This window comes from Sneathiella litorea (assembly GCF_009882915.1).
In the GTDB taxonomy this organism is placed as follows: domain Bacteria; phylum Pseudomonadota; class Alphaproteobacteria; order Sneathiellales; family Sneathiellaceae; genus Sneathiella; species Sneathiella litorea.
Genome location: NZ_WTUW01000001.1, coordinates 543515 through 556567 on the forward strand (window position 1 = coordinate 543515; position 13053 = coordinate 556567).

General features: G+C 50.2%; 8 protein-coding genes and 1 tRNA gene. 2 read left to right on the forward strand and 7 right to left on the reverse strand.

Annotated features, from left to right (window positions below; translation table 11 throughout):
* Positions 1–6: 6 nt before the first annotated feature.
* The 7 genes from GQE98_RS02675 to GQE98_RS02705 all read right to left on the reverse strand — a co-directional run bounded on the left by GQE98_RS02675 (position 7) and on the right by GQE98_RS02705 (position 10139).
* Positions 7–495, reverse strand: a complete 489-nt coding sequence (locus GQE98_RS02675) for a class I SAM-dependent methyltransferase (RefSeq protein ID WP_161313992.1) — start codon at positions 493–495, stop codon at positions 7–9.
* A complete protein-coding gene (gene queG, locus GQE98_RS02680) occupies positions 482–1648 on the reverse strand; it encodes a tRNA epoxyqueuosine(34) reductase QueG (RefSeq protein WP_161313993.1) in 1167 nt (388 codons plus the stop codon). The genes GQE98_RS02675 and queG overlap by 14 nt, the downstream gene beginning before the upstream one ends.
* Positions 1629–2297 (reverse strand): FtsZ-binding protein FzlA, encoded by a 669-nt coding sequence (fzlA, locus tag GQE98_RS02685; protein ID WP_161313994.1) that lies wholly within the window; start codon positions 2295–2297, stop codon positions 1629–1631. The genes queG and fzlA overlap by 20 nt, the downstream gene beginning before the upstream one ends.
* 87 nt (positions 2298–2384) lie before the next feature.
* Complete coding sequence (locus tag GQE98_RS02690; protein ID WP_161313995.1) at positions 2385–2657, reverse strand: hypothetical protein; 273 nt, start codon at positions 2655–2657, stop codon at positions 2385–2387.
* A gap of 210 nt (positions 2658–2867) precedes the next feature.
* Positions 2868–7430: a glutamate synthase large subunit gene (gene gltB / locus GQE98_RS02695; RefSeq protein WP_161313996.1), complete on the reverse strand. Its 4563-nt coding sequence runs from the start codon at positions 7428–7430 to the stop codon at positions 2868–2870.
* A 15-nt stretch (positions 7431–7445) separates the two neighbouring features.
* Positions 7446–8888, reverse strand: a complete 1443-nt coding sequence (locus tag GQE98_RS02700; RefSeq protein ID WP_161313997.1) for an NAD(P)-dependent oxidoreductase — start codon at positions 8886–8888, stop codon at positions 7446–7448.
* Positions 8889–9200: 312 nt separating this feature from the next.
* On the reverse strand, positions 9201–10139 hold the full coding sequence (locus tag GQE98_RS02705) for a complex I NDUFA9 subunit family protein (RefSeq protein ID WP_161313998.1): 939 nt from the start codon (positions 10137–10139) through the stop codon (positions 9201–9203).
* Between the two features lie 178 nt (positions 10140–10317).
* Here GQE98_RS02705 and GQE98_RS02710 point away from each other — a divergent pair.
* Positions 10318–10404, forward strand: a tRNA-Leu gene (locus tag GQE98_RS02710).
* 331 nt (positions 10405–10735) lie between these two features.
* A complete protein-coding gene (locus GQE98_RS02715; protein ID WP_161313999.1) occupies positions 10736–12898 on the forward strand; it encodes an FAD-dependent oxidoreductase in 2163 nt (720 codons plus the stop codon).
* Positions 12899–13053 lie beyond the last annotated feature (155 nt).

The following is a 13053-nucleotide window of genomic DNA, read 5'->3' on the forward strand; positions in this document are numbered from 1 at the left end:
CAAAGATCAAATCTGGCGGTAAAGGTGATATCGCCCTTCGGCCACCCCTTCAGGAAGCGGTAACGTCTGCCAGTTATCCATATTAAAGGGTTGATCACTGACAATGATCGCACCAGGGGTAAGTAATTTTGGAAGGCTTGTGCCAAGTGCTTTTGCAAGGGCCACGCTTGCCGCCTTGTCGCCCGAGCCGATATCGCAATGGGCAAGAACTGCCTTCGATATCATTTTTTCAAGCGCCGAGGGAACGGTTTCCAGAAAGTCTCCCACAATCATATGGTCATTATCTGGGATGCAGTCCGGATGCGCTTTAACATGACGGTCGAAAACATAAATATCCCGCGTTGGCATCAGGCTGCGCAGGTGGTCAAAAGTCCGGCCATTTCCCAAACCCAGCTCTAACACACTGCCCGGATAATCCTTTATTAACTCCGCCGCATAATTGAGACAATCCCGCTGAGCACTCACGCGCCGGATAAAACTGTCAAGCCTGCTCATTCTCAATCCCTTTGCTCAGATTCCATTCCGACCGCACCGCCTCGTCGGTTTCCCGCCCTATCAGCTTTTTCCGTTCGCGGCTATAAATTTTGCGGTCCGCCAACTGCCCGAATGCCCAAATCGCAGCGACACGGACAATTGGCGAGGCGTCGCTCAGTAGTGGCGTCACTACGTCCAGAAAAGCCGATTTCCGACTGTTTCCGATTGCAATAAGGACGTTGCGTACAAAGCGATTTCGGCCGAGCCTTTTAACAGGCGAGCCCGTAAAAAGGGAACGAAAAGCAGCATCGTCAAGTATCGCAAGGTCGGCAAGCCTTGGAGCGATCAGCTCTGGCCGAGGCTGGAGCTTTATTTCGCGTGATTTTTCCGCATATTTATTCCAGGGACAAACCGCCAGGCAGTCATCGCATCCATAAATTCGGTTCCCAATTAGTGGCCGCATCTCCCGATCAATATGCGACTTCGTTTCAATCGTGAGGTAGGAGATACACCTTCGGGCGTCGAGCTGATAAGGCGCGGGAAAAGCTTTTGTCGGGCAAATATCCAGACAAGCACGACAAGACCCGCAACTTCCATCAACCTCTCTATCAGGGGTAATTTCATGAGTTGTAAATATGCACCCTAGAAATAGCCAGGACCCAAACTCCCGACTTAAAAGGTTAGTATGTTTTCCCTGCCAGCCAAGTCCTGCTTTGGCCGCCAGTGGTTTTTCCATCACCGGCGCTGTATCGACAAAGACTTTTACATCTCCGCCATAGTCACGGACAACGCCGCGCGCGATGCGCTTCAATTTTTTCTTGATAATGTCATGATAGTCCCGGCCTTGTGCATAAACTGAAATGACACCATGTTCCTGCTCTTCAGTATAAGCTAGAGGATCTTTTTCCGGGCCATAGTTCAACCCAAGCATTATGACTGATTTTGCCTCCGGCCAGAGTGCTTGCGGATGGCGTCGGCGAGCTGCCTTTTCAACAATCCAGTCCATATCACCGTAGCGCTTTTCCGCGATAAACTTTTCCAGAAACTCGCCTGGTTGCGTGCCAAAGTCAGCTGCTGCAAAACCCACCGCATCAAACCCCTCCGCTAGTGCTGCGGCCCGCAGATCGGCCTTATTTACGGCCCCCCGGGACAAATCAGAAGTCGAGATCGGCATAATGAGATGGTGCCGGCATCCCTGGCAGGTTGTCTCCCAGAATGGCGCGAAAGCTTGGCCGCGATTTTGCGCGCGCGTACCAGATTTTAGCAGCCGGATGTTGTTCCCATGGCACATCACCGAGATAATCGACACTGGAAAGCTGTGCCGCAGCTGCGATATCAGCAAGACTGAAATCATCGCCCGCCAGCCAGGACCGCCGCTCCACCAGATAGGTTATATATTCGAGATGGTAGTGGATGTTGTGATGGCCAGCTCGGATGGCCGCCGTATTCGGCGTTCCCGATTTTGTCAGCCGCTTCATGATCTTTTCCTCGACCAGGTTATCGGTAACTTCCACAAAAAACTTCCGATCGAACCAGCCGATGAGCCGTCTAGTTTCTGCGCGGGCAATTTTATCTTGGGGAAGCAAGCTCACATCTTTGTAGTTTTCTTCCAGATACTCGCAAATGGCTTGGCTGTCCGCCAGAATGTTTTCATTCTCCTCGACCAGAACGGGAACTTCACCCGCAGGGTTTATAGCTAAAAAGCCCGGCCTTCTTTCCCAGGGTTTTTCGATTTTAAGGTCGAATTCAAGACCTTTCTCTGAAAGCGCTAGCCGAACCTTACGGCAGGCCGGGGATATCCAAAAATGATAGAGTGTTCGCATGGGGGGACATTACCTCATGCAGATCGAATGTAGAATAGGGTGATTGCAGGTTTCGAAAAAAAATGTTGGAACAATAAGGAGCGGATCTCAGTTAACGGGATAAATCCTGAGGTTTTCACTTCGCTTTAAAAGCCGGGCACATTCACGCCGAATACGCTCAAACATCTCAGCAACACGAATTTTGCCACGCTGATCAAGACGGGTGACTTGCCGAAGAACCATTTCCGGCGCCTCTTCTCCATAAATCAGGATAAATCGCCGCGCCGCCCATTTTACGTCTTCCGTGTTGATGATTGGATCCGAGAATTTCATGGATAGTTTATGCGCTTTACCATGGTCGACAGCAGCTGAGTTTTCCATTTTAGGTTTATCTCCTAGAATACTTGAATCATTTTTTACTTTCTTAGTTCAAGCAAGGTCCATGCCAAAACAAACCTCCTGCCGTCTGCTGGCTGCCATCAAGCTGAGGTAAACATAATGGAGTATTTGTCCGGTTGCGGGAAAATTCTGCCCACAAAAAAAAAGCCGGGGCATGACTGCTCCGGCTTTCTTGAATTAATAATTAATCGCCTAGGCGCGCTGCTGGGCAAGCTCATCGGAAAGCGGATGGGCAAGCTTGTTCAGCATTTCCTTGGGACATACCTGATAGAAACGATCGCGCTCCCACCCCCAATCAGCAAGCAGTGCCTGCGCGAATTTGGAATGGGTGTTTTCGACATGATCCGAAATCATTTTCTTAAGCACGTCTTCCCAATAGCTGGAAGCGAGTCTCTGATAGACAACCGATTCATCGTTAATGTGAACAGGTAATACGTCATCGACATCATAAACAAAGGCCATGCCCCCGGTCATTCCCGCAGCGAAGTTATCACCGACAGCGCCCAGAATTGCTACCATTCCGCCTGTCATATACTCGCAGCCGTTTGTTCCACATCCCTCAACCACAGTGACGGCGCCAGAGTTGCGGACAGCAAATCGTTCACCCGCCTGACCGGCAGCATAGAGCGCGCCTGACGTGGCACCATAAAGAACCGTATTGCCGATAATGGCGTTTTCATTCCACTTTAGCGGACTGGAGGTTAGCGGTCGAACCACAATGGTTCCGCCAGAGAGGCCCTTGCCACAATAGTCATTGGCATCTCCCAGCACTTCCAGTTTCAGGCCCTGCACCGCGAACGCGCCAAGAGACTGACCCGCCGAGCCACGAAGCCGAACGGTAATATGACCTGGCTCCAGCCCCGCCATACCGAATGTCCGAACGATCTGCGAAGAAAGTTTCGTGCCGATAGCCCGGTGCGTGTTACGAATACTATAGGCAAGCTGCTTTTTCTCACCGCCCTTTGTGAAAACACTGGCAGCATCCATGATCATTTGTGCATCTAGCGTTTCAGGAACAGGAACCGGTCCCTTATTGACACAGTATCTCGGGTTGTTACCGGCATCTGCCTCTGCCAAGAGCGGGTTCAGATCCAGATCATCCAGATGGGCCGAGCCACGACTGACCTGAGAAAGCAGGCTGCTGCGTCCAATAATTTCCTGCAAGGAACGATAACCAAGCTCTGCGAGAATTTCGCGCACTTCTTCTGCAAGGAAGCTGAAAAGGTTGACGACCTTGTCTGCATTCCCCTCAAACTTCTTACGTAGGTCTTCATCCTGCGTGCAGATACCGACAGGACAGGTGTTGGAATGACATTGGCGCACAAGAATACAGCCCATCGCCACCAGCGCACCTGTGCCAAGACCATATTCCTCGCCGCCCATCATCGCGCTCATGACGATATCCCGGCCGGTTTTCATGCCGCCATCGACCCGGAGCAACACTCCATGCCGAAGCTTGTTCAGGGTAAGAACCTGATTTACTTCCGGCAATCCCATCTCCCAGGGGACACCTGCATATTTCAGCGAGGTTTGGGGGCTAGCCCCAGTACCGCCTGAATTTCCGGAAATCATGATAACATCCGCCTTTGCCTTGGCGACACCTGCAGCAACCGTTCCGATACCTGCCTCTGCCACCAGCTTGACGCAAACCCGGGCCTCCGGATTAATCTGCTTGAGATCATAAATAAGCTGCGCCAGATCCTCGATAGAGTAGATATCATGATGCGGCGGCGGCGAAATCAATGTGACACCAGGCGTCGAATTTCTTAATTTCGCAATCATTTCCGAAACTTTGAAGCCGGGGAGCTGCCCGCCTTCGCCCGGTTTGGCCCCTTGCGCAATTTTAATCTCAATCTCTTCACAGTTATTGAGATATTCTGCGGTCACGCCGAACCTGCCCGAGGCGATCTGCTTGATCGCGGAGTTGGCGTTGTCACCATTGGACCGAGGCTTGAAACGATTGACATCCTCACCGCCTTCACCAGAATCGGATTTGCCGCCAATCCGGTTCATAGCGATAGCCAAGGTTTCATGGGCTTCTTGGCTAAGCGCGCCAAGACTCATCGCGCCCGTCACAAACCGTTTGCGAATTTCCGTGATACTTTCAACTTCGTCAATTGGGATAGGCTTGCGCTGCGCCTTGAAGTCAAGCAGATCACGTAGATTGACCGGCGCCATTTGGCGCATTCCATCGCTATATTTTTTATAAAGAGAGTAGCTATCCTTCTCTACAGCGGACTGTAACAGATGGACTAATTCCCCATCGAAGGAGTGAACTTCGCCAGACGCCCTAAAGCGGTATAATCCGCCAACGGGTAGGCTGATGACATCCTGGCGATATGCTTTTTCATGCTGCTCAAGGACTTTGTGCTGAATGCCGGGAAGACCTATGCCGGAAATTCGCGAGGGCATGCCTGGGAAAAATTCTGCGACCAGCGCGCGTGACAGGCCAACAGCTTCGAAGTTATACCCACCGCGGTAGGAGCTGATGACCGAGATCCCCATCTTGGACATGACCTTCAGCAGACCCTGATCGACCGCTTCCTTCGCCCGCGCAAGACAGGCCTGGAGATCGAGCCCGGGAAAGAGGCCCCGTTCGTGGCGATCCATGATCGATTCCTGTAGCAAATAGGCGTTGACCGTTGTCGCACCAACACCTATGAGAACCGCGAAATACTGTACATCCAGACATTCACCAGAGCGAATATTTATCGACGTAAACGTACGCAGCCCTTCGTTCACAAGATGTGTATGAACCCCTGCTGCCGCCAGTATAGACGGAATAGGGGCACGGTTTTCACCCGAATTCATATCGCTCAGGATCAGGTGAGAGCAACCCCCTCTGACCGCGTTTTCCGCTTCAACCCGGATGGAACGAAGAGCGTTGGCTAATGCCTCCGGACCGTCTGTGACGTCGAAACTGCAGTCAATCTCCTGCGCGGTGTCGCCCATATATTCCTGCATGGCGGCAAACTCGCCGTTTGTCAGCACTGGTGATTCCAAAGACAGGATCTCGGCCTGGCTTTTATCCTCATCCAGAATATTGTTCAAATTGCCCAAACGGGTTTTCAACGTCATGACCCGACGTTCACGCAGGCTGTCAATCGGCGGGTTTGTGACCTGACTGAAACGCTGGCGGAAATAATGATGTAGCCCACGGTATTGCTTGGAAAGAATAGCAAGCGGGGTATCATCCCCCATCGACCCGATAGCTTCTTTCCCGTCCTCCGCCATTGGCTGAACAATCAACTCAAGGTCTTCCATGGACCAGCCAGAGCAAAGTTGCCGTTTGCGCAGCTCCTGTCGGTTGAAGTTTCGTGCTTCTTTGGCGCCCTCGAACTTGCTGCCGAGGTCAACTGTATTCTCAATCCATTTATCAAATGGCTGCGCGTTGGATAATTTGTCTTTCAATTCACGATCGAAATAGAAGCGACCTTTTTTCAGGTCCACTCCAATCATCTCACCTGGGCCGACCCGGCCTTTGCGCGTAATTTTAGATTCGTTCACCGGCACCATGCCCGTCTCAGACCCAACCAGCAGCAAATTATCACCAGTGATTGTGTAACGAAGGGGGCGCAGACCATTTCGATCCATCCCGGCAATTACCCAGCGCCCGTCTGTCGCGCAAATAGCCGCAGGTCCATCCCATGGCTCCATTACTGAATTGCAGTAGGCATAAAGGGCTTTATGCTTTGCCGGCATATTCTCCTTATTGCCCCAACTCTCGGGTATCAGAAGCGTTTTCGCCATTGGAGCACTACGACCGGCGCGGACCAGCACTTCGAACACAGCATCCAGGGCGGCGCTATCTGAGCTTCCGGCCTGAACGATTGGTTTTAAATCGTCGGATTTATCGCCAAAGGTATTTGATACCATCCGGATTTCATGGCTTTTCATCCAATTGACATTACCGCGAATCGTATTGATCTCGCCGTTGTGGGCCAGCATCCGGAATGGTTGGGCCAGATTCCAGGTTGGAAATGTATTTGTGGAATAGCGCTGATGATAGATCGCGAAGGTTGAGACAAACCTCTCATCCAACAAATCCGGGTAAAAGCTCGAAAGCTGCTCGGCCAAGAACATGCCTTTGTAGATGATCGACCGACAGGACAATGTACAAATGTAAAATCCGCTGATATGCGCCGCGAGCACTTTCTTTTCGATCCCTCGACGAATGATATAGAGGTCCCGTTCAAACTCGTCGTCATCCACACCGCGCGTATTGGCGATCATAATCTGTTCGATTTCAGGCCGTGTTGCGTTGGCCTTTTCGCCAATAATGCTTGCATCCACCGGGACCTGCCGCCAACCATAGATATAATAGCCAAAAGCGAGAATTTCGCTTTCGACAATTGTTCGACAGGTTTCCTGCGCCTCAAAATTTGTTTTAGGCAGAAATACCATTCCTACGGCCAACTTACCGTCGATAGGTTCATGTCCGGTACGCGCGATATGTTCTTTAAAGAAGTCCTGCGGGATCTGTACGTGGATACCACAACCATCACCGGTTTTTCCGTCCGCATCGACAGCACCCCGATGCCAAACGGCTTTCAGCGCATCAATGCCCGCCGCGACAACGGCACGCGAAGGTTTTCCATCAATCGCAGCCACAAGGCCAACGCCGCAGTTATCTTTTTCCTCTGCCGGATCATAAAGTCCGTTGGCTTCAAGGTGCGCCGCATTTTCCGTCCAGGATTTAACAAACTCTTCGCCTGAAGAGAGATTAACCGGCTGATTATCAATATGTTTTTTCATTTTTCATCCAATCCGTTACGACGCCAGCTCAGTTTGTTCACTGATTAGCTTTTCCGCGAGGTAGCGATGCACAGACTCTGCCGCATCCCGGCCGTCCCGAATAGCCCAGACCACCAGGGAGGCCCCACGAACGATATCTCCAATGCCGAATACCCCTTCAAGATTAGTCATCGAAGTCTTGAAGTTTACCGACACGGTGCCCCAACGAGAAACCTCCAGTCCCGGCTCATCAAAAAGCTGCGGAATATCTTCTGCATCAAAACCCAGTGCCTTGATCGCAAGATCACAGGGAATATCATGCTCCGACCCTTCTATCTCTACTGGCACCTGACGACCGGTAGAATCAGCAATACCCAAATGCATGTCGATCGCTTTGACACCAGTTATCCGGCCATCGCCAAGAAAGGCTTTCGGTGCGGAGAGCCAAACAAACTCTACGCCCTCCTCTTCCGCATTTCCAACCTCGCGAAGCGAGCCCGGCATATTCTTACGGTCGCGGCGATACAGGCACTTAACAGATTTCGCCCCCTGCCGGACCGCCGTGCGGACACAGTCCATTGCCGTGTCACCACCGCCAATTACAACGACATTCTTGCCCGAAGCGTTCAGGGTCCCATTCTCGAACGCCGGGACAGAATCACCAAGCCCCTTTCGATTTGACGCCGTCAAATATTCAAGTGCCGGCACAATTCCGTCGAGACCACTACCGGGCACCGAAATATCCCGTGACTTGTAAACGCCTGTCGCAATAATGACTGCATCATGCTTTGCCCGGAGGTCGGTAAGTGTCGCCTCGCGCCCCACTTCGAAATTTAAGTGAAAAGTTACGCCACTATCCTTCAGCAGCTTGGCCCTTTTCTCGACGACTTCCTTTTCCAGCTTAAAGCTCGGAATACCATAGATCATCAGTCCGCCAACCCGGTCATACCGATCATAGACATGTACCTGGTAGCCCATTTTGCGCATTTGATCTGCGGCGGCAAGGCCGCCCGGACCAGCGCCAATAATCCCGACAGTTTGTTCGCGTTCCACGCTCGGAACTGTTGGTTTAACCCAGCCCTTTTCCCAGGCTGTATCAGTAATATACTTTTCAACGGCACCGATCGTGACCGACTCGAAACCTTTTTCAATGACACAGGACCCCTCACAAAGCCGATCTTGAGGGCAGATGCGTCCACAAATTTCCGGAAAATTATTTGTCGCCTGACTGACTTCATACGCCTCTTCCAGACGCCCGGCGGCTGTCATCATCAACCAGTCCGGAATATTATTCTGAACCGGGCAGTGTACCTGACAATAGGGTATGCCGCATTGTGAGCAACGGCTTGCTTGCTCGGTTGCCCGATCGTTATCAAACTCGTCATATATCTCGTCGAAATCCTGGCGCCGCGTATCCGCCGCACGCTTCGTTGGCATTTTCTTTTCCAGCGAAACAAATTTCAGCATTTTTTCAGTCATCAGGCTTTCCCGTTCCGAACCTCTAAAACTAGGCCGGGCAATAACACTAACTGCGTTGTTCAAGTTACAAAAAGAAGCGGATACAGACCCGTAAGGGCTCACCATCGCCTGTAAAAAAGACAAGGAACCGCATGCATCTACCAGATGCGAATTTTGAATAGCCTAATTATCTGGGAAATGCCAGAAAAAAAATCAATTTAGGTCACTAGTACTGACATAATAAAGATAGTATTTATTTATTTTTTTGCATATTATGGCGATTTATAGATACATGCAATATTTTAAGTCCGGATCGGACCTTTTTGCCTTGATTTATTTTACGCCGCCACTCCGTCGATACCGTCGTAGATATTCAGGCACTATCGCATCGATAGTGGCCGCCTGAATACCGAGGTCCTGAAGATTCGGGAAATTACCACTCGCCACATTGTCAGACTTTAATAGCTTCACCTGGTCCGGCGTCAATTGCGGGCGACCCGGAGCAAGCGCCATAAAGCTCGCCATGATCGACATCACGCCAGAAGGCACGGGCAACAAGATACATTTGCGCTTTGTAAAACGCAGCACCTTTTCCAAGAGCTCCTTGAAACTATAAACATCCGGTCCTGTCAGTTCCCAGGTTTTCCCCTGCTGTGAAGGTGTGTCAATAATGCGGACGATTGCGTCTGCCAGGTCCTCTACCCAAATTGGCTGCATTTTCATTTTCCCGCCATCCGCCAACGGAAAGACAGGCGCCAAGGACAATATACTTGCAAAGCGGTTGAAAAAATCATCATCACGACCGAACACAACTGACGGACGGAGGATAGTCGCTCCCGAGAATTCCGCTGCGGCAAGCTCCTCACCAACTGCCTTACTGCGCGCGTAAGCTGCCTCGTGATCTTTTCGCGCACCAAGCGCTGACATATGAATGAGCTGCTTTACGCCAGCCGCTTTTGCAACAGCAGCAACCCTTTCCGCCGCATCTACATGCAGCCGGCCAAAATTCTGCGCACCCTTCTCATATAGGATGCCCACAAGATTGATCACGATGTCCGCGCCCTTGACCGCGCGTTCAACGGAACGCTGATCCCGGACGTTAGTCTTGAAGCCGACTATCTGGCCAACAACACCCTGTGTCATCAGCTGAGTCGCACTTTCCGGATCCCGCACCGCAAGACGAATTTGATAGCCTTTCGCTGCCAAACGTCCCACCAGATGACGGCCGATGAAACCGGAACCTCCAAAAATGGTAATCAAATGATCCGACATTCCTTTGTTCCTCTGCTCGCGGGCAACATCAACCTTGCGCCCAATTCATATAGATTGGAGCCATTATCTACCTGCTTAGGACAACAACGCCAAGAGCAAACAGCAAAATTCTTCATTTCTTTTGACGAAGTTTGTTGACATCCGGCCATGCGCTTTATATCAGAGGCGACAACAAGTTGCCCAGGTGGCGGAATTGGTAGACGCGCTAGCTTCAGGTGCTAGTTTCTGTATGGAAGTGGAAGTTCGAGTCTTCTCCTGGGCACCATCCCCCTTTACTAACTAGAAAGTTGGCAGGTTTTGCCTGTTAATCCGGCACGCGTGGATGCCGGCCAGGCCGATAAGGCCGTTATTCCCAACGCACCGCGTGGCTCGACTGCCTTGCCTCTCCTTTCGTTTACAAAATTACTCTAAGGGCTCTTTCCCTTTTTAACCGGACCTCACAAAAAATATAGCAGGCCACGACTTACTCCGATGGTAATGGTCAAATAATAATCTAAATAATCACAACCCATATTTCTAATCGTTTATTAGCCGATACACAAAATAACTGCAGGCTATTCAAGTATTGAACTTAATATTAGAAAGGAAATACCTATATGTCGGAGAGGAAAGAAGAAGTTAGCGAATCGGGTAGAAGCTCAGAAAGCGGCCTCACGCTTGCGACTGGCCGCTCGACCAGCAAGGCATGGTGCGCTACCTATCCCGGGCCAGCCGATCGGAATTTCAACTACAGGAAGCTGCTTGATAGCTCAAAAAGCGGAATTGGTGACGCCAGCGAATCCCCGATCAAAGTTGCGATTATCGGAGCGGGGCCTGCCGGGTTGACAGCTGCCCATGAGTTAGCTCGCAGTGGGTTGAAGAATATTCATTTATATGAGGCAAGCAACCGGTATGGCGGGCGATTCTGGACCAAAACGCTCGCTCCGGATTACGGAGAGGAACAATTCTCCGCGATGGATGCAGGCGCCATGAGAATGCCGCCGTTTATTGATGAGACAAAGAAAAAAGACAACCCAACTCTATCGGAAAGGCGCGCAGAAATTCTGAGCGGCTGCTCCATATTGTCTTACTACCTGAACAAGTTCCAAATATCGACCGGTGAATTTCCCAACCCCGGATCAAGAATTGCGAAAACGGGGATATATTATAATGAGGGTTCGCTTAAACCAGACACCAAAGAAGAAGCCAAAGAAGAAGGGGCAGAAACACGCAGTCGAGACTATCAGGAAACCAACTCAAACGGGAAGGGGACGATGCTTATCTGGCACGAGGATCAAGATGACCCTCCAAACGAGAAGCTGCGGAACGTTAAAAAAAAATGGGACGACTGGGGAAACAAAGTAAAACAACAGGTCCGCAAGGCTTACCCTACGCCCGAATGGCCTGTGTTCTGGAAGAAAATCGTCGCCAATTATTACGATAAAACGTTTCGTGATGTTGTTTTTTTGCCGACAGTTGACGACGAAGGAGAACATAAAAAAGGCAATTTTGGTGGACTTGGAATGACAGAAGAAGAGGCCCGGATATTTTACGTGATCGGCGCGGGCGACGGTGGATGGGGGTCCTTCTTTAATCTCAGCTTCTTATATGTTTATAGAACATTTATTCACGGTTTTGGAACAGACCTGCAAGTAATCGAAGGACTGTTTGACGAAGAGGGAAACCGCTTGAGTGGACCAGGGCAGAATACCTATGTGTACGATAGCCTTAGCGGACAAATTGCGACACCAAATTATCTCGGAACATCGACGATTACAGAATGCCTCCTTTTCGGGCCTATTGGTGGAAAGAGTAAAACGCCCGCGCTTTATGGAAAACATCTCGAAGGCGCTCTCTCGCAAGAACCGGGAGGCAACGGGTTGCACCTGTTTTTTGATAGCCCGGTTTCCAAAATCGAGAAATTGAGTAATGGAAAAGTCAAGCTGCATGTGAAATATGGTATCGATAAATCACTTAACTTCAATTTTGAAGCCCAAGAATATGACGCCGTCATTATTACTGTGCCAACCCACCAGTTCGGGACGGAAATTGAGGTAAGTGGTTTCAATCCCGAAACCGAATGGCCGTATGATCTGCAGGCCTATCTGGCCCAAGCTCATTGGGAACCCTGCGTAAAGGTATTTGTTGAGTTAAATCAGGCTTATTGGGAGGATCCCAAATGCCCGATCCCGCAGATTATTGAGAGTGAAACCTTTATCCGGGATACCTATGGAGTCAAAATTAACAAAGGCACCAAAGATAAACAAACTGGCATTCTGCTACTGAGTTATACTTGGTGGCGCGACGCGACAAAACTCGTTGGTTACGATGATCAGGAACTGATCAATCTCGCGGTCAAGGAAGCGGACCGGATGCTGGATAACTGCAAGAATATGGGCGGACATAAAATTTCGAATTATGTCAAACATACCAAGGACCAGTTTGGCAACATCAATTACAAAGGCTGGGTCCATCATTGGGAATTGCAAAAGAACTTTAAAGGCGCAGCGCGGCTCTATGATCAACGGACCTGGAAAAGCACACAAACGCCGATGATGTATAACCAGCATTACAGCAAAAACTCAAAACTTTACTTTGCTGGCGAAGGATATCATGTCGATGCTGGCTGGGTGGAACCGGCCTTCCGAACGGCAATTGACTCCGTTTTACGTATTTTTCTCCATAATGAAATTAAAATTATTACAGAAAACTTCGACTTCAACCGCGATTACCCTGAATACGATCCAAATTTTGATCCCGCGACCCACAAAGTTGAATAAAGAACGCTAACGACCTAATCCCCGGACGCCATCGTGCGGGGATTTTTTTATCTGAGAATACACTAATTAGGTGTTTGTTGTTATATTTGAACTATATATGCGTATGTTTAGGCTCACGAAATTTCTAATGTAGATCGACGGATTCCCGACGTAAC